This is a genomic window from Sphingomonas flavida (assembly GCF_036663655.1).
In the GTDB taxonomy this organism is placed as follows: Bacteria; Pseudomonadota; Alphaproteobacteria; order Sphingomonadales; family Sphingomonadaceae; genus Sphingomonas.
Window position 1 is genome coordinate 48,745 of the sequence record NZ_JAXOJH010000013.1, and the last position, 26,961, is coordinate 75,705.

The window sequence follows — 26,961 nt, forward strand, 5'->3', positions numbered from 1 at the left end:
CCCATGAACCCAAAATGGGGCGAGCGAAAGGCATTTGCGTAAAGCCGCAGGGCTACCTATATCCGTCCGTGCCGGGTTTCACCCGGCTATGACGATAAACTGCGGCGAGTAATAGACGCAGCGGACCCGGGGGCAGTACCCGGCGGCTCCACCATAAAAGGTGGTGTACTTGGACACCGTTTCTGACGGGGCCGAACCAGGATCGACGTGTGTTGAAAAGCGCTGTTTTCGTTCGGAATGGGACCACCGCAACGGCCCATAAACACAAGTGCCAACGATAACGAAGCACTCGCGATTGCGGCGTAATTGAGGGCCTCACGGCCTGAGATTACACCAAGATAGCGCGGTCGGTCCCCACCGGGCAACAGAAGGGGTATCCAGCGGTACGGGGAGCACCGGGCAACAGAAGCTCCCCACTTTCCATTTTTGTGACCAGTGTAGGGCGTTCGCGCTGGTTGAGCAGCGGTGGAGAAATCTGTTTCATCCTCTCTTCTTTGACCCCGGCGAAGGCCGGGGCCCAGTTGCGGTGAGTGATCGAAGGCGGGATACCGATTGCCTTTCCCTCACGATCACAGCGCGCCTTCGGCTGCGTGGAATCTGGGCCCCGGCCTTCGCCGGGGTCCACGAGGGCGCAATTACCCCTCCCGCGCCAACGCCTTCAGCCTGTAGAGCGCATCCAGCGCCTCGCGCGGCGACAGTGCATCGACATCCAGCTTTTCCACCTCCGCGCGGATCGCGTCGCACTGCTCTTCTTCGATCTGCGCGGCGGCGGCGAAGAGGGGCAGGTCGCCCAGACCCGCCGCCAGCCCACCGGTCTTGGCCCGCCCCGCCTCCAGCTTGGCAAGCACCGCCTTGGCCCGCGCCACCGTCACCGGCGGCATCCCCGCCAGCCGCGCCACCGCGAGACCATAGGACCGATCCGCCGGACCCTCCGACACCTCGTGCAGCAGGACCAGTTCGCCCTTCCATTCGCGCGCGCGGACATGGTGGAGCGACAGCGCCTCGCACCGCTCGGCCAGCCGGGTCAGTTCGTGATAGTGAGTCGCGAACAGGCAGCGGCAGCGATTATCCTCATGGATCGCCTCGACCACCGCCCAGGCGATGGCCAGGCCGTCATAGGTCGAGGTGCCGCGCCCGACTTCGTCTAGGATCACGAAGCTGCGCGGCGTCGCCTGCGCCAGGATCGCGGCGGTCTCCACCATCTCGACCATGAAGGTCGAACGGCCGCGCGCGAGATTGTCCGACGCGCCGACCCGGCTGAACAGCCGATCGACCAACCCGATCTTCGCATGGGTCGCGGGCACATAGGAGCCCGCTTGCGCCAGCACCGCGATCAGCGCGTTCTGGCGCAGGAAGGTGGACTTGCCGCCCATGTTCGGCCCCGTCACCAGCCAGAGCCGCGAGGCCTCAGACAACGAACAGTCATTGGCGACGAACCGCTCGCCCGAGCGGGCCACGGCGGCTTCCACCACCGGATGGCGGCCGCCGGTGACCTCGAAACAGGCATGGTCGACCAGCTCGGGCCGGACCCAGCCACCCTCGACCGCACGTTCCGCAAGGCCGCTCGCCACGTCCAGCCGGGCGAGCGCATCCGCCGTCGCGGCGATCCCTTCGCGCGAGGCGAGGGCGGCGGCGGTCAGTTCCTCCAGATGCGCGCTCTCGGCGGCGAGCGCATGGGCTCCCGCCTGCGCCACCTTGCTCGCGACCTCGTGCAGTTCGGGCGTGTTGAAGCGGACGACGCCCGCCAGCGTCTGGCGATGGGTGAATCCCGAGTCAGGCTTCATCAGCGCATCCGCCGAGCGCGCGGGCACCTCGACATGATAGCCGAGCACGCCGTTATGGCGGATCTTGAGCGCGGTGATACCGGTCTTGTGCCGGAACTCGGCCTCCAGCGCGGCGATGGCGCGGCGGCCTCCGGCACCGGCATCGCGCAGATCGTCGAGCGCCACGTCATAACCCGCCGCGATATAGCCGCCCTCGCTCGCTTCGATCGGCGGCGAGGGGACGAGCGCGCGGCGGAGCAGGTCGATCAACTCGCCATGCCCGCGCAACCGGGGCGTGGTTTCACGAAGCAGCGGCGGCCCGTCGGACAGTTGTTCGGACAGTGCCCAGGCCCCGTCGAGCCCGTCGCGCAACTGACCCAGATCGCGGGGGGACCCGCGCCCCGCCGCGATCCGTCCGATGGCACGTCCGATATCGGGGAGCGCCCGCAACGCCGCACGCAGGCGTTCGCGCAGCGCGGCGTCGTCATGGAAATGCTGCACCAGGTCGAGCCGCGCCTCGATCGCATCGCGGTCCATCAGCGGCGCGCCGATATCCCCGGCGAGGGCGCGTGCGCCCGCGCCGGTCACGGTCCGGTCCACCGCGTCGAGCAACGAGCCCTTGCGCTGGCCATTGGCGGTCTGGGTCAGCTCCAGGCTTTCGCGCGTCGCCGCATCGATCGCCATCACGCCTGCCGCCTGCATGAGGACCGGCGGGCGGAGGAAGGGCAGGGCGCCCTTGGCGGTATGGTCGAGATAGGCGACCAGGCCCCCCGCCGCCGACAGCCCGGCGCGGCTGAACTGGCCGAAGCCGTCCAGCGTCGCGACACCGTAAAGTCGCTTCAGCCGATCCTCGCCTTGCCCGCTGTCGAAGGTCCCGGAGGGGCGCAGCGTGGTGGCGGCGTCGACATGGGTCGCATTCTCCGCCGCGACCACTTCGGCGGCGGCCAAGCGGGCGAGCTCGGCCCCCAGCGCATCGGCCTTCACGTCGATCACCACGAAGCGCCCGGTCGAGATATCGGCCGCCGCCAGCGCCACCGCGCCGCCCGCCTCGCCGATCGCGACGCACCAATTGTCGCACTTGGCGTCGAGCAGCGCTTCCTCGGTCAGCGTGCCCGCCGTCACGACGCGCACGATGCCGCGCGCGACCAGCGCCTTGGATCCACCGCGCGCCTTGGCCTCGGCCGGCGTCTCGGTCTGTTCAGCGATGGCGACGCGGTGCCCGGCCTTGATCAGCCGTTGCAGATAGGCGGTCGCGGCATGGACCGGCACGCCGCACATCGGGATCTTCTCGCCCTCATGCTCCCCGCGCGAGGTCAGGGCGATGTCGAGGACGCCCGACGCGATCCGCGCATCGTCGAAGAACAGCTCGAAGAAGTCGCCCATGCGATAGAAGAGCAGGCAATCCTCGGCCTCGGCCTTCAGCGCCAGATACTGCGCCATCATAGGGGTGGGGGTGGTCATGGGGCTTCTTCAATCGTCGGAAAGTTGGGCGGCGTGGCGGATGCCGAGGATCAGGACGGTTTGGCCGTCATGTTCGTAGCGCAGGATATAGGGGCGAACCGTCACCATCTCGCGGCGACCATGGGAGATGGGTCTGCCGCGATCCGGGAAGCGTTGCAGGGATTCGGCGACCTCGATCAGCCTTTCACCCAAGCGCCGGGCGGCGTCGGGGTCGAACTGCTCGATGTCATCGACGATCGCGGCGAGTTGGAGCGAGGCCTGAATCGACCAGCTTACTTCAGCCATTCGAGGGGCAAGGGCTTGCGATCGGGCGTGCCCCAGGTCTTCAGCCATGTGGCCATCTTGTCGTGGCTCACGAAACGGCCTGCCTTGAAATCGGCCCGCGCGCGTTCATCGGCGGCCAGTTCGGCCGCCTCGTCGCGCTGCTCGAAAATGCCGGGCTCATGTTCCATAGATCAAGTTATAAGGCTGATGGCTTGGCTTGCCTAGGGCGGCAAAAGGGCTGCGTGACAGGGTTGTCAGCCGTGCCCGAAAGCTTCAAGAGCCGTAGCGTCCTTGTACCAACAGCATCGAAGGCCGCGCGCATGTCCGACGAACCCACCGACCAGTTCTCCGAGCGCGAAGCCCTGCTGTTCCACTCCGAGGGGCGGCCCGGCAAGATCGAGATCATCGCGTCCAAGCCGATGGCGACGCAGCGCGACCTGGCGCTGGCCTATTCGCCCGGCGTCGCGGTGCCGGTGCTGGCCATCGCCGAGGATCCGGCCTGCGCCTATGACTATACCGCCAAGGGCAATCTGGTCGCCGTCATCTCGAACGGCACTGCCATTCTCGGCCTCGGCAATCTGGGCGCGCTGGCGTCCAAGCCGGTGATGGAGGGCAAGGCCGTCCTCTTCAAGCGCTTCGCCGACGTCGATTCGATCGACATTGAGCTGAAGACCGAGGATGTCGACCGGATCATCGACGCGATCGAACTGATGGAGCCGAGCTTCGGCGGCATCAACCTGGAGGACATCAAGGCCCCCGAATGCTTCATCATCGAGCAGACGCTGCGCGAACGGATGAACATCCCGGTCTTTCACGACGACCAGCACGGCACCGCGATCATCTGCGCGGCGGGTCTGATCAACGCCTGCCTGCTGACCAAGCGGCGGCTGGACGAGATCAAGGTCGTCGTCAACGGCGCGGGCGCGGCGGCGATCGCCTGCACCGAGCTGATGAAGGCGATGGGCGTGCGCCATGACAATGTCATCATGTGCGACCGCACCGGCGTCATCTATCAGGGCCGCGACGACATCAACCAGTGGCAGTCGGCGCATGCCGCCGCCACCGACCGCCGCACCCTGACCGAGGCGCTGTCGGGGGCGGACGTGTTCCTGGGCCTGTCGGCGGCGGGCGCGCTGAAGCCCGAGATGGTCAAGGACATGGCCCCCTCGCCGATCATCTTCGCGATGGCCAACCCGGAACCGGAAATCCGCCCCGAGCTCGCCAAGGCCGCGCGCCCCGACGCGATCGTCGCGACCGGCCGTTCGGACTATCCGAACCAGGTCAACAACGTCATCGGCTTCCCCTTCATCTTCCGCGGTGCGCTCGACGTGCGCGCGACCGGCATCAATGACGAGATGAAGATCGCCGCCGCCAACGCGATCGCCGAACTGGCGCGCCAGCGCGTGCCCGAGGAAGTGGCGCTGGCGTACGGGACGCAGCACAGCTTCGGCCCGGAATATATCATCCCCGCGCCGTTCGATCCGCGCCTGATGGAACTGGTCCCCTCGGCGGTGGCCAAGGCGGCGATGGATTCGGGCGTGGCGACGCGGCCGATCCTGGACATGGACGCCTATCGCCAGAAGCTGCGCGCGCGTCTGAACCCGACGACCTCGGTCCTGACGCTCGCTTATGAAGGCGCGCGCGCGCATCCCAAGCGCGTGCTGTTCGCCGAGGGCGAAGAGGAAGTCGTGCTGCGCGCCGCCATCGCCTTTAAGGAAGGCGGTTACGGCACCCCGGTGCTGGTCGGTCGCGACGACGTCTATGACCGCCTGAAGGCGCTGGGCGTCACCAACCCGCATGAATATGAAGTCCACAACAGCCGCACCTCCGAGATGGTGCCGCAAATGGTCGACTTCCTCTATGAGCGGCTCCAGCGTCGCGGCTATCTGCGCCGCGATGCCGAGCGGATGATCAACCAGGATCGCAACATCTTCGGCTCGGTCATGCTGCAGCTGGGCCAGGCCGATGCCATGATCACCGGCATCACCCGCACCTATGCGCAGAGCTTCCGCGAGATTCGCCGGGTGATCGACCCGGTCGACGGCAAGGTGCCGTTCGGCATCCACCTGCTCGTCGGGCAGAGCCACACGGTCTTCATCGCCGACACCACGGTCAACGAGCGCCCCTCGGGCGAGGAACTGGCCGATATCGCCGAGCGCACCGCCGCCGTCGCCCGCCGCATGGGGCATGAGCCGCGCGTGGCGTTCCTGTCCTATTCGACCTTCGGCAACCCCGAGGGCCAGTGGATCGACAATGTCCGCGACGGCGTGCTGGCGCTCGACAAGCGGCAGGTCGGTTTCGAATATGAAGGCGACATGGCCCCGGACGTCGCGCTGAACCCGAAGCAGATGGCGAACTTCCCGTTCTCGCGCCTGTCGGGACCGGCCAACGTCCTGATCATGCCGGGCCTCCAGTCGGCGAACATCTCGGCCAAGCTGCTGCGCGAACTGGGCGGCGACAGCATGATCGGCCCGATGCTGATCGGCATGGAAAAGCCGGTGCAGATCGCACCGATGACTTCGACCGCGGGCGATCTGGTCACGCTGGCGGTGCTGGCGGCGGGCGGCATCGCGCGCTGATTTTCGCCTAAAGGGTCAGGAAAGGGGGCTGGGCAGCGCAAGTTGCCCGGCCCCTTTTTCAATCCTCCCCGGCACGGGGAGGATTGAAGCTGTCACCCCCAAAGCACATTCCGCCTCCGTCACAAACCAGTCACGGCCTTGTCGCGGGCGCGTCATGACCCGGCCCCATGCGCCTTGCCCATTAGGGTAACAAAGCCATTGGGGGCGAAATGAACATGCTGAAGTTTCTGGTGACGGCCGCGCCGATCGCGCTGATGGCCCCGAGCGTCGCCGCGCAGACCCTGCCCGCGCAGGCCGCCGTCACCGGCACCGCCGACCCGGTCGCCGCCGACCCGACCACGGCGGCCGACGACCAGGCGGGGGCCTCGGGCGATGTCGTCGTGCTCGGCTTCGGCCAGAGCCGTCAGGTCCAGACCGTGACCGCCGCCGATCTGAGCCGCCTGACCCCCGGCACCTCGCCGCTCAAGGCGATCTCGAAGCTGCCCGGCGTCAATTTCCAGTCGGCCGACCCGTTCGGTGCCTATGAATGGTCGACCAAGATCTCGCTTCGCGGGTTCGACCAGAACCGGCTGGGCTTCACGCTGGACGGCGTGCCGCTGGGCGATATGAGCTATGGCCCGACCAACGGCCTGCATATCAGCCGGGCAATCATCTCGGAAAATATCGCCACGACCAGCGTGGCGCAGGGCGCGGGCGCGCTCGGCACCGCCTCGACCAGCAATCTGGGCGGCACGATCGAATTCACCAGCCGCGCGCCGTCCGACACGGCCGCGCTGGCCGCGTCGGGCACCTATGGCAGCAACGACACGATCCGCGCCTTCGTCCGTGCCGACAGCGGCGACCTGGGCGGCGGGCTGAAGGGTTATCTGAGCTATGCCTATCTGACCACCGACAAGTGGAAGGGCTATGGCAGCCAGCGTCAGCATCAGGCCAATGCCAAGCTGGTCAAGGACTTTGGTGACCGGGGTTCGATCACCGGCTTCCTGAACTTCTCCGACCGTCGCGAGAACGACTATCAGGACCTGAGCCTCGATATCATCAAGCGTCGCGGCTATTTCAACGACAATATCTCGAACAATTACCCACTGGCGATCCTGTATGCCAAGCAGGCGACGAACGGTGCGGCGGCGGCGGCCTATGCGCGCGCGAACAACGGCTCGCTGACCGGCTTCACCGCGCCTTATGCCGGTGTCGCCAACGGCCTGCCGAACGGCATCACCCTGGACGACGGCTATTATGACGCAGCGGGCCTGCGCCGCGACTATCTGGGCGGCGTGACCTTTGCCGCCAAGCTGACCGAGGCGCTGTCGCTGACCTCGACCAGCTATTACCACCATAACAAGGGCCAGGGGTCGTGGATCACGCCGTACAGCCCGACCGTGGCGGGCGCGCCCAATGCCGACGGCACGCCGATCACCAACCCTGCGCCGCTGTCCTTCCGCACCACCGAATACAGCCTCGACCGGGCCGGCACGATCGCCAAGCTGGCGCTGACGACGGGGGCGAACAAGCTGGAGCTGACCGGCTGGTATGAGAGCAATACGCTGCACCAGGCGCGTCGCCTCTATGGCATGACCGACACCGCGACGCCGAACCGCAATGCGCTGGATTTCCAGAAGAACCCGATGTCGACGACCTGGAACGGGAAGTATGATACCGAGACGCTGCAATATTCGGTCGGCGACACGCTCGACATCGGCCAGCTGACGCTGAACGGCGGCTGGAAGGGGGTGCGGGTGCGCAACCAGGCCAATCTGCTGGCGGGCACGCTGGCGCGCGGGCGGATCAAGAGCGAGGACTGGTTCCTGCCGCAGGTCGGCGCGGTGCTGCACCTGGGCAACCAGGCCGAGGTCTTCGCCAGCTATACCGAGAATATGCGCGCCTTCATCGCCGCCGCGACCGCGCCGCCCTTCTCGATCAGCCAGGCTGCGTTCAACGCCGTCGCGGGCACCGTGCGGCCTGAAAAGTCGAAGACGGCCGAGGGCGGCGTCCGCGTCCGCACCGGCGGGCTGCAGCTGTCGGCGGTCGGTTACTATATCGACTTCTCCGACCGCCTGCTGACCTATTCGGTCGGCACCGCGATCCAGGGCATTCCGCCGACGCTGAACAATGTCGGCGGCGTGGAAAGCTATGGCGCGGAGCTATCCGCCTTCTATCGCCTGACCTCCGCCTTCTCGGCGCTGGCCAGCTATTCCTACAACCATGCCACCTATCAGCAGACGGTGCGCGACGGTTCGGGCAACCTGCTGGCCGAGAAGGGGCGGTACGTGGTCGACACGCCGCAGAACATGGTCAAGGGCGAGCTGGTCTATGACGACAGCCGGTTCTTCGGTCGGGTCGGCGCGGACTATATGTCGAAGCGCTACTTCACCTATCTGAACGACCAGTCGGTCGACGGGCGCGTGCTGGTCGATGCCAGCATCGGTTATCGTTTTCCGGCGGAATGGGGTGGCTTCACGATCGAGGGTAGCGTGACCAACCTGACCGACAAGCGCTATATCTCGACCATCGGCACCAACGGCTTCACCGCCAGCGGCGACAACCAGACGCTGCTGGCGGGCGCCCCGCGCCAGTGGTTCGTGACGCTGAAGAAGGGATTCTAAGCCTCAACCTGTCCGTATGACGCTCCCCTCCCGCAGGCAGGAGGGGATGGGGAAGGGTGGGGTCTCACAGAGCCTGTCGCTCGCGGCCTTGCCCTCCCCCAACCCCTCCCGTTTACGGGAGGGGCTTTTTTAGACAGCCCAGGCTCCGATATCCGCCTGCTCGCCGATCAGCGCCAGGCCGTGCGCGATCGACGTGAGTTCGCCCCCCGTCGCGATCTTTTCACCGCCGAACCGCACCTCGAACATCCGCCGGATCGCGGGCATCAGCGAGGTGCCGCCGGTCAGGAACACCCGGTCGATCGCCCCCGCCTCTGTCGCGGCCGCCGCCAGCGCCCGGTCCACCGCCTGCTCGATCCGCGCGAGATCGGGGGCGATCCACGCCTCGAAATCCCGGCGCGCGACATCCGCCTCGATTCGCAACCCGCCGCCCTCGAACCGGAACTGCGCATGTTCGGCCGCGGACAGGTCGCGCTTCACCTGGCCGACCGCGTCGTAGAGGCGATATCCCTGCTCCTCCTCGATGATCGCGATCATCCGCCCGATGGCTTGCGGGTCGAGCGCGGCGCGACGCAGCTTTTCCAGCTCGGCCAGCGTCTTGCGGTTGCGCATCAGGGCCAGGCGCGACCAGTCGCCGAAATCGGCGAAATATCCGCGCGGAATCTCCAGCACCTTGTCGAACGAGCGATAGCTGCCGCCCGCGCCGAGCAGTGGCAGGACGAGATGGTCGATCAGCTTCTGGTCGAACCGGTCGCCCGCAATACCGACGCCGGCATGGCCCAGCGGCTCGCAGCGCCGCTCGGCACCCGGCGCGGCGATGCGGACGATGGAAAAATCGCTGGTGCCGCCGCCAAAGTCGGCGACCAGCACGGTCGTCGGCTCGGTGATTCGCGAGGCATAGCTGAACGCGGCGCCCAGCGGTTCGTAGACATAATGGATTTCGGCCCCCAGCCGCGCGAACATCGCGTCGTACCGCTCGCGGGCCAGCGCTTCGTCGGGGCGGTGCCCGGCATATTCGACGGGACGCCCGACGACGATTCGCGCCGCCCGGCCGTTCAGCACGCCGCCGCTGCGCGCCGCCATCCGGTCGAGGAACGCGCGGCCGAGTTCCTCGAAGCGATAGCGTTTGTCGAATACGGTGGCATGCTCGAACACGGGTGAGGCTGCGACCGACTTGAACGACTGGATGAAGCGGCTGCCGCCTGGGAAGTCGAGATATTCGGCGATCGCCCAGGGGCCGGCCTCGACCTCGATGCCGTCATCCTCCCAGAAGCACAGGGCGGAGCGGAAGACCGGATCTTCACCCTTCGGACCATGGAGTGCGACCAGATGCGACTCCCCCGCATCGGCACGCGCGATGACCGAGTTGGTGGTGCCGAAGTCGATGCCGAGGACGGTGTGCGAGGTGTCGGTCATGCGGGGTCCGCTACACGATATGGCGTGACGGGGGAGGGGGGATTCTGACCTTCTTGCTCCCTTCCCGCAGGCGAGTTTCAGGTCGGTCATGCCCCCGGCATGACCTAAACGATGCCGGGCATCGTTTACCTGGAACTGGGTCGGGGGAGGGCAGGCCACAGGCGATGGTCTCGGTGAGACTCCCAACCCTCCCCCCGGCCCCCTCCCGTTTACGGGAGGGGGAGCAGAAGGTTATCGCATTTAGTCAGCGTCCCAAATCCGGCCAGCGCTCCAGCATCGCCGCCGTCACGCCATTGGTCCAGCCAAAGCCGTCCTGCGTCGGATATTCTCCACCGCCACCGGGCCGCCGCTCCTCGACATCGTATTTCTCCAGCAGCTTGCCTGTCTCGGCATAGGTGCGTGCGACCGTCGCGACCCAGCGGCGGGCAATATCCCTGGCCAGCGCCTGCTCGCCATACCGCCCCAGCCCCTCGACCGCGATCCATTGCAACGGGGCCCAGCCATTGGGCGCATCCCATTGCTGGCCCGAGCGGATGGCGGTGGTGCGCAGGCCTCCTTCGCCGACCAGCGTGGCGCGGGTCGTTGCGGTGACCGCACGCGCCTGGTCCGCGCTGGCAAGCCCGGCGAACAGGGGGAAGAGCGACGCGGCGGTGCGGCTGTTCGTGGCGCGCCGTGCGGCCCAGTCCCAATCGGCATAGCGCTTCTCGCCCGCGACCCACAGATAGCGGTCGATCGCCACCTTGCGCCGCGCGGCCAGTTCGGTGAAGCGCTGCGCCGTTGCCGTGTCACCCGCCGCCTTCGCCCGCGCGGCGATCCGGGTTTCGCTGATCCACAACAGGCTGTTGAGATCGACCGGCACGATGTCGGTGGTGCGGATCGTCTCCAGCCGCATCGGATCGGCCAGCCAGCGCGAGCTGAAGTCCCAGCCCGATTCCGCCGCCGCGCGCAGGTCGCGCTGGACCATGCCAGCGGCACGCGGCGCGGCCTTGGCGGCGGTTTCGCGATCCTCGCGCCAGCTTTCGTCGCGGGGGGTGTCGCGCGCGTCCCAATAGCGGTTGAGCAGGCTGCCGTCGGGCATCCGCACGACATGCTGGCAGGCACCGCTGGCGTCGAGGCACGCCGCCCCCGCCATCCAGTAATCATGTTCGCGGACCAGCGCCGCCAGCCGCCGCTTCGCCAGCGCCGGATCGCGATCGTCGGACAGGTCCATCATCAGCGCCAGGAAGGGCGGTTGCGACCGGCTGAGATAATAGGTCCGGGTGCCGTTGGGGATATGGCCATAGCGTTCGACCAGATCGACGAAATCGGCGAGCATCGCCTCGATCAGCGGGGCTTGCCCATCGGCCTTCAGCCCCAGCATCGTGAAATAGCTGTCCCAGTAATAAATCTCCTGGAAGCGGTCGCCCGGCACGACATAGCCATGGTCGAGCCCAAGCGCCGACGATCCCGCGACGGGCGCGAACGGCGCGCGGCCCAGGACCGGCCAGAGTTCGCGGATACGCTCGCGCAAGGGGGGCTTCGTCTGTGTCTCGCCGCGCACCGTGAAATGGCGGCGGACGAATGCGGTCAACGCCGCCTTGCCCATCGGCTTTTCGCGGGCATAGGCGGCCATGATCGCTGGCGGCGCTTCACGCGGAACGGCATCGGCGAAGGTCTTGCCGTCGGCAAACACCTGCGCCTCCTGCACCGCGCCGAACAGCGGGCCGTAAATATCGGCGGGGGAGGGCGGCATGGCCTGTCCCTGGAGCAGCAGCGCCAGCGCGGGCAGCAGGACCAGCGGGCGGAACCGGGTGGCGATCATGATCCTCTCCTGATTATTCGGCCTGATTATTCGGCCTGATTACTCGGGGCGCGCGGCGCGGGGCAGCAGGACGGTGGCGGACAGGCCGCCATTCTCGGCCTGATCGAGGATCAGGCGACCGCCATGCAGTTCGGCCAGTTCGCGTGCGATGCCCAGGCCAAAGCCATGTCCGTCGCCGCGTTCGTCCAGCCGCGTGCCGGGCTGGGTCGCGCGGATCCGGTCCGCCTCGGCGATGCCGGGGCCGTCGTCCACGACGCTCAGGCGGATCTGGCGATCCTCGGCCTGGGCGTGGATATGCACGGTGGCGCGGGCATGGCGCGCGGCATTGTCGATCAGGTTGCCCGCGACCTCGTCCAGATCCTGCGCATCCATCGCGACGGCCAGATTATCGGGTATTGCACTCGACAGGGTGACGCCGCGATCGGCGTGCAGCCGCCGGATCGCGGTTACCAGATCGGCGATGGCGGGGGCGAGGGCGGTCGCGGCGCGTACCGCCCCCGCCTGGACTCGGGCGCGGGCGAGGTGGTGGCGGATCGTGTCGCCGATCCGCGCGACCTGCGCCGCGCGCGGCGGGTCCCCGGCCAGATCGAGCGCCAGCGTGGCGACCGGCGTCTTCAGCGCATGGGCGAGGTTCGCGGCGGACGCGCGCGCGGTGGCCAGGGCCCGCTCGCTGTCGGCGGCCAGGGCGTTCAACTCATGCGCTAGCGGCCGAAGCTCGGCGGGTTGGTCCTCGTCGACCCGCGCTCGCTCGCCCGCCCGGATCGCCGCCACCTCGTCGCGCAGGCGGCGCAGCGGACGCAGGCCCAGGCGCAACTGCAGCAGGCTCGCCGCCGCCAGCAACACGCCGAGCCCGGCCAGCATGGCCAGCAGCGGCACGAGCGCGGCGCGGATCGGCTGGGCGACGACCGCGCGCGGCGCGGCGGCGCTGATCGTTACGGGGCCGCGTGCACTGGGGATCGTCACCTGCCGGGCATGGACGCGCACGCCCTGTTCGGTGCGCCCCTCGGCGGGTTGCGGCGGCGCGATTGGGGCGGCGGCGGGGCCGGGTGAGGGGCTGGGCGGCGGTGGTCCCGGTGGCCCATGGTCGCCCGGTGCGCCGGGGAAAGGTGGATGCGGCTCGGCCAGCGGAGGGAAGTCGCCGGAGGCCAGCACGCCGTCCGGCCCCGAGATCCGCCAGCGCCAACCGGGTTCGGGTTCGAGCAGGCCACGCCGGTTCGCGATCCGGTCCCGGTCGATGCGCCCCTGCGAATCCACTGCCGAGGCGAGGATCGCCATTTCCGAGTCGAGCCGCCGGTCGAGCCCCTGCGTGACGATCCGCTCCAACGCGCCCGCCAGCCCCCATCCCGCGAGCAGCAGCGCACCCAGGATCGCGATGCCGGACATCAGGATCATCCGGCCATGGATCGACCCTGGCCTCATGCCGCCGCACCGGCGGTCAGGCGATAGCCCATGCCGCGCACCGTCTCGATCAGGTCGGCACCGATCTTCTTGCGCAGGCGGCCGACGATCACCTCCAGGCTGTTGGAGTCGACATCGGCATCCCCCTCATAGACGCGCTCCAGCAGTTCCAGCCGGGGGATCACCGCCTCCTTGCGCAGCATCAGCGCCGACAGCACCCGCCATTCGAACGCGGTCAGCTTCAGCGGCAGGCCGTCCAGCTCGAACTGTCCGGTCTGGCTGTCAAAGGAGAGGGGGCCGCAGGTCAGGCGCGGCTGGGCATGGCCCGCCGCACGGCGGACCAGCGCGCGCAGGCGCATGACGAGTTCCTCGACCCGGAACGGCTTGGTCAGATAATCGTCCGCGCCCGCCTTGAACCCGGCGACCTTGTCCGACCAGCCGTCGCGCGCGGTCAGGATCAGGACGGGCAGGGCGCGCCCCGCCTCTCGCCACTGGCGCAGCAGGGTCATGCCGTCACCATCGGGCAGGCCCAGGTCGAGCACGGCGGCGTCGTAGATTTCGGTGTCGCCCGCATGGCCCGCGTCCACCCCGCTGGCGAACAGGTCGACCGCGCATTGTTCGGCACGCAGCGCGCGCGCGATGGCGGGGCCCAGCGCGGGATCATCCTCGACCAGCAGAATCCGCATGACGTGTCGTCTTCCCCTTATGGCCCCGCGCATGCCGCTATCGCCGTACTGGGTAAACCCAATCTGAACCGGCTGGTTCAGCGGGCATCGGGTCGAATCACCTAAAAGCGGTGCATCAACCAAGGAGATCACACATGTCTCGTTTCAAAATTCCGGCCCCGCGCCTGCAGGGCAAGGCCCCGCTGGCTGCCGCCGCCGCCGTCCTGATCGCGCTGGGCGCGGGCGGGGGCGCCGCCGCCGTGTCGATGACCCGGCCGACCGTCACCATGGCGCCGTCGACCCCGACGCCGATCGCCAAGCTCGCCTCGACCGGCGGCGTAGTCACCGCCAAGGGGCGGGTGGCCGAAGTGTTCGGCGACCGCTTCGTGGTCCAGGACGCGACCGGCCGCGCGATGGTCGCCAGCAATCGCGACGCCATGCCCTCGGTCGGCAGCAACGTCATGGTGCAGGGCCGCTTCGACGACGGGGTGATGCACGCCCAGTATCTGGTCAATCCGCAAGGGTCGGTGATCCCCGTCGGCCCGCCGCCGCCCCCGCCGGGCGGTCCGCGTGGCCCCGGTGGTCCGGGTGGTCCGCGCGGTGACGGTCCGCCGCCGCCTCCGCCCCCCGGTGGTCCGGGCGGACCCGGTGCCCCGGGTGGTCCGGGCGCCCCCCCGCCGCCTCCCGGTGGCTGTGCGCCGGGTGGTCCCGGTGGTCCCGGCGCACCGGGCATGATGCCGCCGCCCCCGCCGCCGGTGGACGGCGCTGCGCCCCAGGGGGCGCCCCTGCCGCCTCCGCCCGCTGGGGCTCCGGCCCCGGTCCCGACCGGCGCGGTTCGCCCGGCACGGTGATCGGATTGTGATGAAGACGCCCTCCGGCTTCGGTCGGGGGGCGTATTCGTGCTTGGCGAGGGTGGGGGCGTGACCTTCGACTTCGCCCAGGCTGAACGGGGTTTGGGTGGGATGGACCTCATACCGACCTCCGTCCTGCCTGCGCGGAGTCGAAGGGGAAGGGAATCCCCAGCCTATGGGAACATTCCCCACCGCCACCCTTTAGCAACCCATGCGCTGGCTCCGATCACTCGACATTCCGGCCGAATGGCTGTGGCTGCAACATGTCCTCGTCATTGCGGCGGCGATCCTGATCGCGGTCCTGGTACACAGTGTCGCGATGCGTATCGCGGGCCATGCCGCCAGACGGACCGCCAGCCAGAGCGACGACCTGGTCCTCGAACATATCCGCCAGCCGCTGCGCTGGGTGGCGATCGCCATCGCGGTCAGTTTCGCGATGCGGCTGGTGCCGATGTCGAGCGACGGGCGGGAAATCTGGCGGCAGGTGCTGGGGTTCGTCGTACCGGCCCTGCTCGGCTGGCTGGCGGTGTCGGCGCTGCGGGCGTTGCAGGGCGTGGTGTATCTGCGCGCCGATATCAGCGTCGAGGATAACCTGCGCGCCCGGCGCAAGCGGACGCGTGCGCAGATACTCGGGCGGATCGGCATTTTCCTGATCGTGTTCCTGACCGTCTGCCTGATGCTGCTGAGCGTGCCTGGCATCCGCACCATCGGCGTCACGCTGATGGCCTCGGCGGGTATCGCGGGCCTGGTCGTCGGTGCCGCCGCGCAGCCCGCGCTCAAGAATCTGATCGCGGGCGTGCAAATGGCCTTTACCGAGCCGATCCGCCTCGACGACGTGGTCATCATCGATAACGAATGGGGGCGGATCGAACAGATCCACCTGACCTTCGTCGTGGTGCGCATCTGGGACGAGCGCCGCCTCGTCGTGCCGGTCGCCAAGTTCCTGGAAAACAGTTTCCAGAACTGGACTCGCGAGACGAGCCAGTTGCTGGGGTCCGTCTTCTGGTATCTCGATCCGGCGGCCGACATTCCCCGCCTGCGCGAGAAGATGGGTCAGCTGGTCGAGGCGAGCCCGCGCTGGGACCGGCGCTTCTTCAACATGCAGGTGACGGACGTGAAGCCGGATTCGATCGAGGTGCGCGGGTTGATGACCGCGCGCGATGCGGCGATCGCCTTCGACCTGCGCTGCGAGATTCGCGAGGGGCTGCTGGAATATATCCGGCGGGAGATGCCCGAAGCCCTGCCCCGGCGGCGGTTGGAGCATCATTCGAACATTCCTCCCCTGCAAGGGGAGGGGGACCATGCGCAGCATGGTGGAGGGGTGTCCCACCCTCGATAGGGGGACACCCCTCCGTCAGGGCTTTGCCCTGCCACCTCCCCTTATAGGGGAGGAATAGTTTAGTGCGCCGCTGCCTCGATCGCCTTGGCCTCTGCCTCAACCCCATCCCCGCGCAGCGCCGACAGATACTGCTCGCACCACCAGAACACATCCTCGCGCCGGACATTGTCGATCAGGCTTTCCCAGCGGCGGATACGCTCGGCGCGCGGCATGGCCAGGGCCTGGACGATCGCGTCGGACATTTCCTCGGCGCTGTACGGGTTGATCAGGACTGCGTCCTTCAACTGCTCGGCGGCGCCCGCGAAGCGCGACAGGATCAGCACGCCGGGGTCTTCGGGGTCCTGCGCCGCGACATATTCCTTGGCGACCAGGTTCATGCCGTCGCGAAGCGGCGTGACCAGCCCGATCCGCGCCGCGCGGTAGATGCCCGCCAGCACCGGGCGCGGAAACCCCTTGTTGACGTAGCGGATCGGCACCCAGTCGATATCGGCATATTCGCCGTTGATCCGCCCCGACAGCGAGTCGAGATTGGCGCGAATCTCCTGATAGGTGTTCACCTTCTCACGGCTGGGCGGCGCGATCTGTAGCATGTAGACGAGCCCGCGCCGCTCCGGATGCTGCGCCAGGAAGCGTTCATATCCCAGGAAGCGCTCGGTCAGCCCCTTGGAATAATCCAGCCGGTCGACGCCGACGATCAGGCTGCGGCCGGTCGCCGACATGTACATGCGTTCGCGCGCGAAACGCGCGTCATGGCCATTCGCCGCTTCCTCGAACTCCTTGGTTTCGATGCCGATCGGCGCGCGGATCGCCTGGATGGTCTTGCCGTTCCACGTCACCTCGCCATTCTCACCGAGTGTGCCGCCGAGCTCCTTGGTGACGTAGTCGCGGAAGCTGTCCAGCCAGTCCTCGGTGTGGAAACCGACCACGTCATAGGCGAAGAGCGACTCCACCAGCTTGCGATGGCTGGGCAGCGACATCAGCAGCCGCACCGGCGGCCATGGGATGTGGAGGAAGAAGCCGATCCGGTTCTTGAACCCGCGCTGGCGCAAATAGCGGCCCAGCGGGATCAGGTGATAGTCATGCACCCAGACCAGATCGTCCGGCTCGATCAGCGGCTGCACCGTCTCGGCGAAGCGTTCGTTGACGCGGGCATAGCCCGAATCGAAGTCGCGCTCGAACTCGGTCAGGTCGATGCGATAGTGGAAGAGTGGCCACAACGTCCGGTTGGCATAGCCGTTATAATATTCGTCGATGTCCTGCTCTTCCAGGTCGATGGTCGCCGTGGTGACGCCGCCGCCCTGCTGGAAGTTGATATGGCCGTTGAACTCGTCCGTGGTCTCCCCCGACCAGCCGAACCAGATGCCGCCCTGTTCGCGCAGCGCGGCCAGGAGTGCGACCGCCAGCCCGCCCTGATTGCCGCCCGGCCCGGTGGTGGGCGGCTGGACCCGGTTCGAGATGACGATCAGGCGACTCATCGCACGGCACTCCATGGTTTACTCAGCAGGACGGCGCAGTTGATCAGGCCGACCAGCGAATAGGTTTGCGGATAATTGCCCCACAGCTCGCCCGTATTCGGGTCGATATCCTCGGACAGAAGCCCGGCGGGGGTGCAGCGCGCCACCATCTCCTCGAACAGCGCGCGGGCATCTTCATGACGCCCGGTGACATACAACGCTTCGATCAGCCAGAAGGTGCAAACGTTGAAAGCGGTATGCGGCAGGCCGAAGTCATCCTCGGTCGCATAGCGCAGCATGTGGCTGCCCCGGCGCAGGCCCTTTTCCACCGCCTCCAGCGTCGAGCGGAAGCGGGGATCGTCGGGCGACAGGAAACGCAGGTCGAGCAACTGGATGATGCTGGCGTCCAGATCGTCGCCGCCGAAGGTCGCTGACATGCGCTGCGTCTCGGGGCGCCATGCGGCCTGCTCGATCGTCTCGCGCATCAGGTCGGCGCGCTCCTGCCAGAAGCTGCGGCGGTCCTCCAGTCCCAGGGCCTGTGCGGCATTGGCCAGCCGGTCGCACGCCGCCCAGCACATGGCGGCGGAATAGGTGTGGACATGGCTCTTGGTGCGCAGTTCCCACAGACCTGCGTCCGGCTGGTCGTACTTGGCCCAGGCACGTTCGCCGACTCGTTCGAGCGAATGGAAGTCTTCCACCCCCGACATGCGGAACAGGCGGGTGTCGAAGAAGGCCTGCACGTCGGACAGGATGATCTGGCCGTAAGCGTCATGCTGGATCTGTTCATAGGCCTGGTTGCCGACGCGGACCGGACCCATGGCGCGGTAGCCGGGCAGCTTCTCCTCGATCCGCTCGACCAGGGTCGCCTCGCCGCCGACGCCGTAGAGCGGCTGGATATGCCCGCCCTTGGCCGCGTCGACGATGTTGCGCAGATATTCGAGATACCCCTCCAGCACGTCGAGCGCGCCCAGCCGGTTGAGCGCCTGCACCGTGTAATAGGCATCCCTTATCCAGCAATAGCGATAGTCCCAGTTGCGCCCCGAATCGGCATGTTCGGGTAGCGAAGTCGTCAGAGCGGCGACGATCGCGCCGGTTTCCTCATGCTGGCACAGCTTCAGCGTGATCGCGGCGCGGATGACGACCGCCTGCCACTCGACCGGCGTGGCCAGGCCGCGCACCCAGTGATGCCATTCGTTAGTAGTCCGCTCCAGCATGGCGCGGCACGCCTCGCTCAGCACGCCCGCGAAGCTCTCGTCCGGGCCCAGGAACATGTGGACCGGACGTTCGAGGCGGAACCACTGCTCGGCGGTGATATGGCCGACCGGCGCGTCGGTCGACAGGCGCAGCGTCTGCTGCGTCATCAGGTAGCGGACATGGTTCGACCCCTGCGTCCGCTCGGTTGGATGGCCCCAGTCGGTCGCGACGCGCAGGGCGATGCGGATGCGCGGACTGCCGATCGGGCGCACGATCCGCACATAGCTGGTCGGACGATAGACCCGACCCTCGCGCGAGAAGCGCGGGCAGAAATCGGTGATCTCGATACCGTTGCCGCGATCGTCCATATGGGTGGTGACCAGGATCGGCGTGTTGCGCAGATAGCCTTGGGTGGTCGAAACCCGGTCTTCCAGGTCGATCGACCAATAGCCCGTCTCCGGCTCGCCATCGCCCAGCAGCGCGCAAAAGGCCGGGTCGCCATCGACGCGCGGCACACAGCCCCAGACGAACCGACCGTGCGAGTCGACCAGCGCGGAAACCTGGCAGTTGCCGATCGGCCAGAGGTTCATGTCCTGTTGCATCAGTTTGCATTCTCCAGCGCTTGGGCAAGCCATTCATGGACGGCGGCGACATCGGGCAGGCGGTAACGGGCGGCGGTTTCGCGCATCGGGCCGACCAGCACACCCGCACCGCCCAGTTCGGCGGCGGCGACAAAGCCGTCCTCGTCGGTCACGTCGTCGCCGAAAAAGATCGGTACGGTGCCGTGCATGGCGGGGGCCTGCATCAACGTCTCGATCGCCTGGCCCTTGTCACCGGGCAGGCGAACCTCGACCATCATCTTGCCGGGTTGCAGGGTCAGGCCATGCCGTTCGGCGATCGCGGTGGCTTCGCGCAGGGCCAGGGGTTCGGCGTCCGGGTTGCGGCGGTAATGCAGGCCCGCGCCGAAGCTCTTGGTTTCGAAATACAGGTCGTTGGCCTCGGCCACATGGCGCATCTCCTCGGTCGCGGTGGCGAGATGCGCGGGCTTTTCGGGCTGGCTGTGCCCGTCCTCCGGGCTGCGGCGCTCGGCGCCGTGACTGCCCGCCAGCGTGAAATGCTCCGCCTGGGGACCGAACAGCGCATCCAGCTGCGCGATCGATCGGCCGCTGACGATGGCGAGGCGGCCAGGCATGTGCGCGGCGAGCGCATCCAGCCGATCGGCGAGCGCGGCACTGACGTGCACGCCCTCCGGATTGTCGGCAAGGTCGACCAGCGTGCCGTCGAAATCCAGGAACAGGCTGTCCGTGGCGGACAGGCGGGGCGGCGGCGGAGCGAGATCGGAGAGCATGGGCGAAAGCATAGCGGAGGCAGGCATGCCGAGTGAACCCATCCCCGCCGCTGGCGTTCCGCTGCGCTGCCGAAATGATTACAGTTGGGGGTGCGTAGGCGAATAGCGTGAGGCTTGGCGCACCTCCTTCCGCCTGCGGGACGGGAATGGGGGGAGGGTTCTTTCCTCGGGCGATGTCGCTTGTGGCTTTCCCTCTCCCGACCCCTCCCGCCTGCGGGAGGGGAGAAGAAAGGGCTGGCGGGGGCGAAGGATCGCGGACGCTCGCCGCTTGGCGCACCCCCTCCCGCAGGCGGGAGGGGGATGGGGGGAGGGTTCTTTCCCCAGGCGACGTCGCTTGTGGCTTTCCCTCCCCCGGCCCCTCCCGCCTGCGGGAGGGGAGAATACGGGGCCGGCGGGGGCGAAGGATCTTGGCCGCTCGCCGCTTGGCGCACCCCCTCCCGCAGGCGGGAGGGGGGATGGGGGGAGGGGCCTTTTCCCAGGCGATGTCGCTTGTGGCTTTCCCTCCCCCGGCCCCTCCCGCTTGCGGGAGGGGAGAAGAGGGGGCTGGCGGGGGCGACGGATCGTGGGCGCTTGCCGCTTGGCGCACCCCCTCCCGCAGGCGGGAGGGGGATGGGGGGGCCTTGTCCCGGGCGATGTCGCTTGTGGCTTTCCCTCCCCCGACCCCTCCCGCCTGCCGGAGGGGAGAAGAACGGGACAGCTTGCTCGAACGAAAAAAAGGGCCGGCGATCGCTCGCCAGCCCCTTCGTTCCGAACCGTCGACGCGGACCTTTAGTAGACCCGCTTCTTCGGCTTGATATACTCGATATCGTCGGTCAGCGTGTAGTCATGCACCGGGCGATAGTCGATTTCGACCCCGCCGCCCTGGCCGCCCCAGCCGTCGAAGGTCGCGACGGTGTGCTTCATCCAGTTGGCGTCGTCGCGATCTGGGAAGTCCTCGTTCACGTGCGCGCCACGGCTTTCCTTGCGGTTCAGCGCCGATTCCATCGTCACGACCGCCTGGCTGATCAGATTGTCCAGCTCCAGCGTCTCGACCAGATCGGTGTTCCAGATCAGCGAGCGATCCTTGATGCCGATGTCCTTCATCCGGTCATAGGTGGCGCGGATCATCTGGCGCCCTTCGGTCAGCAGTTCGTCGGTGCGGAACACGGCGCAGTGGCGCTGCATCGTCTTCTGCATCTCGCTGCGCACCGATGCGGTGCTCGCGCTACCGGCAGCGTTGCGGAAATGGTCGAGGCGGCTGAGTGCCAGCTCTTCCGAACCGGCGGGCAGCGGCGCGTGCGGCGTGCCGGGCTTCAGCGTGTCCTTGATGCGCAGGCCGGTCGCGCGGCCGAACACGACGAGGTCGATCAGCGAGTTGGAGCCCAGGCGGTTCGCGCCATGGACCGACACGCAGGCCGCTTCGCCGACCGCGAACAGGCCGGGGACGACCGAGTCCGGGTTGCCGTCCTTCAACCGCACGACTTCGCCGTGATAGTTGGTCGGGATGCCGCCCATGTTGTAGTGGACGGTCGGCGTGACGGGCAGCGGCTGGCGAGTCAGGTCGACGCCGGCGAAGATCTTGCCGGTTTCGGTGATGCCGGGCAGGCGCTCGGCCAGGACCTTCGGGTCGATATGGTCGAGATGGAGGTAGATATGATCCCCCTCCTTGCCGACGCCGCGGCCTTCGCGGATTTCCATCGCCATCGAACGCGACACGACGTCGCGGCTGGCGAGGTCCTTGGCCGACGGTGCGTAACGCTCCATGAAGCGCTCGCCCTCGGAGTTGGTCAGGTAGCCGCCTTCACCGCGCGCACCCTCGGTGATGAGGACGCCCGCACCATAGATGCCGGTCGGGTGGAACTGCACGAACTCCATGTCCTGGAGCGGCAGGCCCGCACGCAGCACCATGCCGCCGCCGTCACCCGTGCAGGTGTGCGCCGAGGTGGCCGAGAAATAGCAGCGGCCATAGCCGCCGGTCGCCAGCACGACGTTGTGCGAGCGGAAACGGTGGATCGAGCCGTCTTCCATGCACAAAGCGATCACGCCGCGGCAGTTGCCCTGCTCGTCCATGATCAGGTCGAGCGCGAAATACTCGATGAAGAAGTCCGCGTCATACTTCAGCGACTGCTGGTACAGCGCGTGCAGCATGGCGTGGCCGGTACGGTCGGCGGCGGCGCAGGTGCGCTGCGCGGGCGGGCCTTCGCCCATATTCTGCATCATGCCGCCGAACGGGCGCTGATAGATCTTGCCCTCTTCGGTGCGGCTGAACGGCACGCCGGCGTGCTCCAGCTCGTAGACGGCGGCGGGCGCCTCGCGGCACAGATATTCGATCGCGTCCTGGTCGCCCAGCCAGTCCGACCCCTTGACGGTGTCGTACATGTGCCAGGTCCAGTGGTCGGGACCCATATTGCCCAGCGACGCGGCGATGCCGCCCTGCGCGGCGACGGTGTGGCTGCGCGTCGGGAACACCTTGGTGATGCAGGCGGTCTTCAGACCCGCCTCGGCGATGCCCATGGTGGCGCGCAGGCCCGAACCGCCCGCACCCACGACGACGGCGTCATAGGTATGGTCGATGATCTTGTAGGCGGCAGCGGACATTATGCAGCGGCTCCGAAGGCGATCTTGAGGATCGAGAAGATGGCGACGGCGGCGGTCGTAAAGACGAACAGGTTCATGACGACGAGGAGCGCGACCCGGTTCTGGTCCTGCTCATAATCCTCGATCACGACCTGCAGGCCGAGCTTCATGTGATAGAAGACCGAGGCGATCAGCATCGCCATCGGGATCGCCGCCCAGGGGCTGGACAGCCACAGCCGCATCGCGGCGTAGTCGAACGACGGCTGGCGCAGGATCGAGATCAGCAGCCAGGCGACCAGCAGGAAGTTCGACCCGGCGGTCAGCCGCTGGTTGAGCCAGTGGTGGGTGCCCGACTTGGCCGAGCCCAGGCCGCGCACGCGGCCGATTGCGGTTCCCGAACGCATCACTTGATCCCCAGATAGAGCCAGAAGGCCACCGTCATCACGACGGCGAAGACCATGGTGGCCTGTGCCTGACGCTTGTTTGCCTTCAGCTCGAAACCCGCGCCCACGTCCATGAACAGGTGGCGGATGCCGTTCGCGATATGCTGGAACAGGCAGGCGGTCAGGCCGATGCCGACGACATAGCCGATGATGTTGAGATGACCCGACTGGACCGTGAAGACGTCGCGGAAGGTCGCATAGCTCTCCGGCCCGGACGCCACGGCGGCCAGGAACCAGACGAGGAGCAGGGTGCCCACGGTCGCCATGCCCGTGCCGGTTGCGCGGTGCAGGATCGAAACCAGCATGTTGGGACCCCATTTCCAGATCTGGAGATGCGGCGAGAGCGGGCGTGCGGTGTTGCGGGCGGCCAAGGGCAGATCCTCGAACAGTCTAAAGTCAGGCTGGTTTGCGAACATGCCTATGGTGAAGACGCCGACAGGATGCAAGTCGCGAGCGTATCTGCGTGTGGTTCGCAAAGACTTCGTGGGCGTCGCGGCGGGCATTCGTGGAAGGCCCGGATCGGCGCAGGGCTAACCCGCCCTTAACCCTTCGGGCGTCAGAAGGGGCGTGAAAAATTTGACCATCGTCAAATGGGGGACCACTTCTTGCGCTCCGATCTGCCGCCGCCCACGGCCATTACCGCCGGGATCGACATCGATACCCTGATCCGCACTTTCGACGGGGGCGACGGCTCGCTGGTCCGGTTGGCCGCCGACGTCTGGACGGTGATCGATCCGCGCGCCGACGAGGTGGTCGTGGCCTATTGGGAGCATTGGCGCCGCAAGAATCCGGGTCAGGCCGAATGGGCGCAGATGGATCGCGAACGCCAGCTGACCGCTGGGCGCACCTATTTGCGCAATCGCTTCTGCCATCTTTCCGGGCGCGACTGGGTCGAGTCGCTGGGCCGGGCGGTCGCCTCGGCCTATGCCGCCGATATTCCGCCGATGGAGGTGCTGGCCATGTCCTGCGCCAGCGACCGGATCGCCCTGAAAATCATCCTGGAGGAAATGTCGGCGGACGATCCACGTCGGTCTGTGGCGGTCGACACGCTGCTGCGCATGTACGGCATGGAGACCGAGCTGACCGTCGAGCTGTTTGCCGGTTACCGCAACTGGACCGCCGAGCGTGAACGCGAGCGGCTGGCCGGGGATTTCCGCAACGGCATCGCCTCGGTGGTCGAGAACGCTTCGGTCGAGGGGCAGGACCTGCGGCGCCAGGCGCAAGAGGCGTCGATGTCGACGCGCGGCATGCTGGGCAAGTCGAGCGAGGTCGCCGCCGCCGCCGAACAATCCGCCGTCGCGATGCGCGAGGCCGCGCAGACCGCCGCCGGGCTGATCCGCGCGATCGAGGACGCGCGAACCGAGGTCGACCAGGCCGCCGACGTCGCCAATCGCGCCGCCGACCAGGCGGGCCAGGCGGTCGGCATGTCGGAGATGCTGTCCGACCATGCCAAGTCGATCGAATCGATCCTGGGGCTGATTCGCGACATCGCCGGGCAGACCAACCTGCTTGCGCTCAACGCCACTATCGAGGCGGCGCGCGCGGGTGATGCGGGCCGCGGCTTCGCGGTCGTCGCGCAGGAGGTGAAGAGCCTCGCCAGCCAGACGGCGCGCGCGACCGACGACATCGCCACCAAGATCGCCGCGATCCAGGCCGCGACCCGCTCGACCGTAGAGACCAACGCCTCGATCAAGGCGACCGTGCACGAGGTCCAGGTCTCGGCCGAGCGAATCCGCCACGCCATGGAGGCACAGGCGCAGACGGTGACCGCGATCACGGCGGCGGTCGACGAGACCGCACTGGCCGCCGACTCGATGTCGCACACCATCGCCGCAATCCGTCTGGATACCGAGCATGTCGCGCAGGAGATCGACCGCGTCGGCCGGGGCTTTGACCATCTCGACACGCGGCTGGGCGACCTGAAGGCCAGCGCCACCCAGTTCGTCGCGCGGGTGGCGGCCTGACACCGAATCCTCCCCGGTACGGGGAGGTGGCAGGGCGCAGCCCTGACGGAGGGGGGCTTCCTCAAGGGACATCCCCGTCGGCAGGCCCCCTCCACCACCGCTTCGCGGCGGTCCCCCTCCCCGTGCCGGGGAGGATCGATCCAGCCGGTTGACGCATCGGTCCTCGCCCGGCACGGGCGCAGGCATGACGACGATATTGGTAACGGGCAGCAGCCGAGGCATCGGCGCGGCCATCGCATCGAGCCTGGGCGACCTGCCGGGCATGAAGGTCCTGGGCCATGGCACCCGCAGCGGTATCGCCGCCGACCTGTCGCAGGCCGGCGCCCCCGCGCGCCTCTGGGGCGAGGCGCTGGAACAGGCGGGCGGGGCGATCGACATCCTGGTCAACAATGCCGGGATCTTCGAGGCAAGCCCGCTCGACGCGGACGACTGGTCGGCGAACTGGGCGCGCACGATGCAGGTCAACCTGACCGCCTCGGCCGAACTGTGCCGTCTGGCCGTGCTGCACTGGCAGGAGCGGGGCGTTGGTGGCCGGATCGTCAACGTCGCCAGCCGCGCCGCCTATCGCGGCGACTCGCCCGCCCATTGGCATTATGCCGCGTCGAAGGGCGGCATGGTCGCGATGACCAAGACCATCGCACGCGGTTATGCGGCGCAAGGAATCCTGGCCTTCGCGGTCTGTCCCGGTTTCACCATGACCGGCATGGCGGGCGATTATCTGGCCAGCCGGGGCGGCGACAAGCTGCTCGCCGACATTCCGCTCGGCCGGGTCGCCTCGCCCGAGGAAGTCGCCGCGACCGTCCGTTTCCTGTGCACCGACGCGCCCCCCTCGATGACCGGCGCGGTCCTCGACGTGAATGGAGCCAGCTATGTCCGCTGACAGCTGGAAGCTGACCCTGCCGTGCACGCGCGACGAGGCGGAGGCGATCGACGCCGCCGACGACTTGGCGATCGAGGCGGTCATCATGACCACCGAGGAGATTGAGGACGACCGCGAGCATTGGCGGCTCGACGCCTATTTCGAGGCGGAGCCCGATGCGGCCACGATCGCGGCGATCCGCGCGCTTGTGCCGAGCGCGGGCGATCACCCCGCCACGGTCGAGCATGTGCCTGCACAGGACTGGGTGACGATGAGCCAGGCCGGGCTGGCGCCGCTGTCGGTCGGGCGCTTCTTCGTCCATACTGGCGACGAGTCGGTGCCGGAGGGCTTGTGCGGTTTCCACATCCCGGCGGGCCGCGCTTTCGGCACCGGGCATCATGAGACGACCAGCGGGTGCCTCGCCATGCTCGACGGAATGGCGGGCGAAGTGGTGACGAATGCGATCGATGTCGGCACCGGCACCGGGCTGCTCGCTTTCGCCGCGCGGCATCTCTGGCCGGACGCCAAGGTGGTGGCGACCGATATCGATCCGATCGCCATCGACGTGACCGCGGAGAATGCCGCGATCAACTGCGTCGACGGGGTCGAACTGATCGTCGCCGACGGCGCGCTGGCCGATCCGATCATGGCCGCGTCGCCCTATGACCTGGTCATCGCGAATATCCTGGCAGGACCGCTGATCTCGATGGCGCCCGAACTGGCGGCCATTGCCGGGCCGGAGGCGACCTTGGTGCTGGCAGGGCTGCTAGAGACGCAGCGCGCCGATGTGGTCGCGGCTTACGAGGCCTCTGGGTGTATGCTGGAGACGGTCGACCGGCGGGGTGATTGGAGCGTGTTGCGGTTGCGGGCGGGGCGCGAGCGGTTCGCGCCGAATGGTCCGTTCGACCCCAAGGGGCGCGACGGCTGGGCGCTGGATATCTGATCGTCTGAACTCCCCTCCCGCAGGCGAGTTTCAGGTCGGTCCTGCCCGGGCATGGCCTAAACG

At 67.7% G+C, this 26,961-nt stretch carries 20 protein-coding genes and 1 other RNA gene; 8 read left to right on the top strand and 13 right to left on the bottom strand.

Going from position 1 to position 26,961, the window contains the following annotated elements:
- Window positions 1-30 precede the first annotated feature (30 nt).
- Window positions 31-380, top strand: a transfer-messenger RNA (tmRNA) gene (gene ssrA, locus U1703_RS14300).
- A gap of 255 nt (window positions 381-635) precedes the next feature.
- On the opposite strand, the gene mutS is transcribed toward ssrA, so the two are convergent.
- From mutS to U1703_RS14315, 3 genes are read right to left on the bottom strand one after another with little or no spacing between them, the layout of a single operon-like run.
- The gene (gene mutS / locus U1703_RS14305) at window positions 636-3,206 is read right to left on the bottom strand and encodes a DNA mismatch repair protein MutS (RefSeq protein WP_332786262.1); all 2,571 of its coding nucleotides are present in this window, start codon (window positions 3,204-3,206) and stop codon (window positions 636-638) included.
- Window positions 3,207-3,233: 27 nt separating this feature from the next.
- Window positions 3,234-3,557, bottom strand: coding sequence for a type II toxin-antitoxin system RelE/ParE family toxin (locus tag U1703_RS14310; RefSeq protein WP_332786208.1), 324 nt, complete (start codon window positions 3,555-3,557; stop codon window positions 3,234-3,236).
- On the bottom strand, window positions 3,497-3,676 hold the full coding sequence (locus tag U1703_RS14315; protein ID WP_332786209.1) for an antitoxin: 180 nt from the start codon (window positions 3,674-3,676) through the stop codon (window positions 3,497-3,499). The genes U1703_RS14310 and U1703_RS14315 overlap by 61 nt, the downstream gene beginning before the upstream one ends.
- Window positions 3,677-3,808: 132 nt before the next feature.
- On the opposite strand from U1703_RS14315, the gene U1703_RS14320 reads away from it, so the two are divergent.
- The gene (locus tag U1703_RS14320) at window positions 3,809-6,067 is read left to right on the top strand and encodes an NADP-dependent malic enzyme (RefSeq protein ID WP_332786210.1); all 2,259 of its coding nucleotides are present in this window, start codon (window positions 3,809-3,811) and stop codon (window positions 6,065-6,067) included.
- A 209-nt stretch (window positions 6,068-6,276) separates the two neighbouring features.
- A complete protein-coding gene (locus tag U1703_RS14325; RefSeq protein WP_332786211.1) occupies window positions 6,277-8,670 on the top strand; it encodes a TonB-dependent receptor in 2,394 nt (797 codons plus the stop codon).
- A 129-nt stretch (window positions 8,671-8,799) separates the two neighbouring features.
- Here the strand turns inward: U1703_RS14325 and U1703_RS14330 are convergent, their stop codons facing one another.
- From U1703_RS14330 to U1703_RS14345, 4 genes are all read right to left on the bottom strand, one after another.
- Entirely contained in the window at window positions 8,800-10,083 is a 1,284-nt protein-coding gene (locus tag U1703_RS14330; protein WP_332786212.1) for an Hsp70 family protein, read from the bottom strand.
- 244 nt (window positions 10,084-10,327) lie between these two features.
- Window positions 10,328-11,884: an alpha,alpha-trehalase TreF gene (gene treF, locus U1703_RS14335; RefSeq protein WP_332786213.1), complete on the bottom strand. Its 1,557-nt coding sequence runs from the start codon at window positions 11,882-11,884 to the stop codon at window positions 10,328-10,330.
- A 39-nt stretch (window positions 11,885-11,923) separates the two neighbouring features.
- Window positions 11,924-13,276: a sensor histidine kinase gene (locus U1703_RS14340; RefSeq protein ID WP_332786214.1), complete on the bottom strand. Its 1,353-nt coding sequence runs from the start codon at window positions 13,274-13,276 to the stop codon at window positions 11,924-11,926.
- Between the two features lie 23 nt (window positions 13,277-13,299).
- Window positions 13,300-13,968, bottom strand: a complete 669-nt coding sequence (locus tag U1703_RS14345) for a response regulator (RefSeq protein ID WP_320453234.1) — start codon at window positions 13,966-13,968, stop codon at window positions 13,300-13,302.
- 134 nt (window positions 13,969-14,102) lie between these two features.
- On the opposite strand from U1703_RS14345, the gene U1703_RS14350 reads away from it, so the two are divergent.
- Complete coding sequence (locus U1703_RS14350) at window positions 14,103-14,798, top strand: hypothetical protein (protein WP_332786215.1); 696 nt, start codon at window positions 14,103-14,105, stop codon at window positions 14,796-14,798.
- Between the two features lie 211 nt (window positions 14,799-15,009).
- Window positions 15,010-16,137 carry a mechanosensitive ion channel family protein gene (locus U1703_RS14355; RefSeq protein ID WP_332786216.1) on the top strand — a complete coding sequence of 376 codons (1,128 nt, stop codon included), beginning with the start codon at window positions 15,010-15,012 and terminating at the stop codon, window positions 16,135-16,137.
- A 59-nt stretch (window positions 16,138-16,196) separates the two neighbouring features.
- On the opposite strand, the gene U1703_RS14360 is transcribed toward U1703_RS14355, so the two are convergent.
- The 6 genes from U1703_RS14360 to sdhC form a co-directional block, all read right to left on the bottom strand.
- Complete coding sequence (locus U1703_RS14360) at window positions 16,197-17,612, bottom strand: alpha,alpha-trehalose-phosphate synthase (UDP-forming) (protein ID WP_332786217.1); 1,416 nt, start codon at window positions 17,610-17,612, stop codon at window positions 16,197-16,199.
- Complete coding sequence (locus tag U1703_RS14365) at window positions 17,609-19,387, bottom strand: glycoside hydrolase family 15 protein (protein ID WP_320453238.1); 1,779 nt, start codon at window positions 19,385-19,387, stop codon at window positions 17,609-17,611. Before U1703_RS14365 ends, U1703_RS14360 begins: the two co-directional genes overlap by 4 nt.
- Complete coding sequence (otsB, locus tag U1703_RS14370) at window positions 19,387-20,133, bottom strand: trehalose-phosphatase (protein WP_320453239.1); 747 nt, start codon at window positions 20,131-20,133, stop codon at window positions 19,387-19,389. The genes U1703_RS14365 and otsB overlap by 1 nt, the downstream gene beginning before the upstream one ends.
- Window positions 20,134-20,901: 768 nt before the next feature.
- Complete coding sequence (gene sdhA / locus U1703_RS14375; RefSeq protein ID WP_332786218.1) at window positions 20,902-22,710, bottom strand: succinate dehydrogenase flavoprotein subunit; 1,809 nt, start codon at window positions 22,708-22,710, stop codon at window positions 20,902-20,904.
- A complete protein-coding gene (gene sdhD, locus U1703_RS14380) occupies window positions 22,710-23,093 on the bottom strand; it encodes a succinate dehydrogenase, hydrophobic membrane anchor protein (protein ID WP_320453502.1) in 384 nt (127 codons plus the stop codon). Before sdhD ends, sdhA begins: the two co-directional genes overlap by 1 nt.
- Window positions 23,093-23,548, bottom strand: a complete 456-nt coding sequence (gene sdhC / locus U1703_RS14385) for a succinate dehydrogenase, cytochrome b556 subunit (RefSeq protein ID WP_320453241.1) — start codon at window positions 23,546-23,548, stop codon at window positions 23,093-23,095. Before sdhC ends, sdhD begins: the two co-directional genes overlap by 1 nt.
- A gap of 174 nt (window positions 23,549-23,722) precedes the next feature.
- Here sdhC and U1703_RS14390 point away from each other — a divergent pair, with 174 nt between their 5' ends.
- The 3 genes from U1703_RS14390 to U1703_RS14400 all read left to right on the top strand — a co-directional run bounded on the left by U1703_RS14390 (window position 23,723) and on the right by U1703_RS14400 (window position 26,898).
- Entirely contained in the window at window positions 23,723-25,096 is a 1,374-nt protein-coding gene (locus U1703_RS14390) for a methyl-accepting chemotaxis protein (RefSeq protein WP_320453242.1), read from the top strand.
- Between the two features lie 184 nt (window positions 25,097-25,280).
- Window positions 25,281-25,976 (top strand): SDR family NAD(P)-dependent oxidoreductase, encoded by a 696-nt coding sequence (locus U1703_RS14395; protein WP_332786219.1) that lies wholly within the window; start codon window positions 25,281-25,283, stop codon window positions 25,974-25,976.
- Complete coding sequence (locus U1703_RS14400) at window positions 25,966-26,898, top strand: 50S ribosomal protein L11 methyltransferase (protein WP_332786220.1); 933 nt, start codon at window positions 25,966-25,968, stop codon at window positions 26,896-26,898. The genes U1703_RS14395 and U1703_RS14400 overlap by 11 nt, the downstream gene beginning before the upstream one ends.
- The last annotated feature ends 63 nt before the right edge of the window (window positions 26,899-26,961 follow it).

Coding starts and splice junctions, on each gene's coding strand:
- mutS (WP_332786262.1), bottom strand. CDS start 3,206: ATGATGGCGCAGTATCTGGCGCTGAAGGCCGAGGCCGAGGATTGCCTG.
- U1703_RS14310 (WP_332786208.1), bottom strand. CDS start 3,557: ATGGCTGAAGACCTGGGGCACGCCCGATCGCAAGCCCTTGCCCCTCGA.
- U1703_RS14315 (WP_332786209.1), bottom strand. CDS start 3,676: ATGGAACATGAGCCCGGCATTTTCGAGCAGCGCGACGAGGCGGCCGAA.
- U1703_RS14320 (WP_332786210.1), top strand. CDS start 3,809: ATGTCCGACGAACCCACCGACCAGTTCTCCGAGCGCGAAGCCCTGCTG.
- U1703_RS14325 (WP_332786211.1), top strand. CDS start 6,277: ATGAACATGCTGAAGTTTCTGGTGACGGCCGCGCCGATCGCGCTGATG.
- U1703_RS14330 (WP_332786212.1), bottom strand. CDS start 10,083: ATGACCGACACCTCGCACACCGTCCTCGGCATCGACTTCGGCACCACC.
- treF (WP_332786213.1), bottom strand. CDS start 11,884: ATGATCGCCACCCGGTTCCGCCCGCTGGTCCTGCTGCCCGCGCTGGCG.
- U1703_RS14340 (WP_332786214.1), bottom strand. CDS start 13,276: ATGATCCTGATGTCCGGCATCGCGATCCTGGGTGCGCTGCTGCTCGCG.
- U1703_RS14345 (WP_320453234.1), bottom strand. CDS start 13,968: ATGCGGATTCTGCTGGTCGAGGATGATCCCGCGCTGGGCCCCGCCATC.
- U1703_RS14350 (WP_332786215.1), top strand. CDS start 14,103: ATGTCTCGTTTCAAAATTCCGGCCCCGCGCCTGCAGGGCAAGGCCCCG.
- U1703_RS14355 (WP_332786216.1), top strand. CDS start 15,010: ATGCGCTGGCTCCGATCACTCGACATTCCGGCCGAATGGCTGTGGCTG.
- U1703_RS14360 (WP_332786217.1), bottom strand. CDS start 17,612: ATGAGTCGCCTGATCGTCATCTCGAACCGGGTCCAGCCGCCCACCACC.
- U1703_RS14365 (WP_320453238.1), bottom strand. CDS start 19,387: ATGCAACAGGACATGAACCTCTGGCCGATCGGCAACTGCCAGGTTTCC.
- otsB (WP_320453239.1), bottom strand. CDS start 20,133: ATGCTCTCCGATCTCGCTCCGCCGCCGCCCCGCCTGTCCGCCACGGAC.
- sdhA (WP_332786218.1), bottom strand. CDS start 22,710: ATGTCCGCTGCCGCCTACAAGATCATCGACCATACCTATGACGCCGTC.
- sdhD (WP_320453502.1), bottom strand. CDS start 23,093: ATGCGTTCGGGAACCGCAATCGGCCGCGTGCGCGGCCTGGGCTCGGCC.
- sdhC (WP_320453241.1), bottom strand. CDS start 23,548: ATGTTCGCAAACCAGCCTGACTTTAGACTGTTCGAGGATCTGCCCTTG.
- U1703_RS14390 (WP_320453242.1), top strand. CDS start 23,723: ATGGGGGACCACTTCTTGCGCTCCGATCTGCCGCCGCCCACGGCCATT.
- U1703_RS14395 (WP_332786219.1), top strand. CDS start 25,281: ATGACGACGATATTGGTAACGGGCAGCAGCCGAGGCATCGGCGCGGCC.
- U1703_RS14400 (WP_332786220.1), top strand. CDS start 25,966: ATGTCCGCTGACAGCTGGAAGCTGACCCTGCCGTGCACGCGCGACGAG.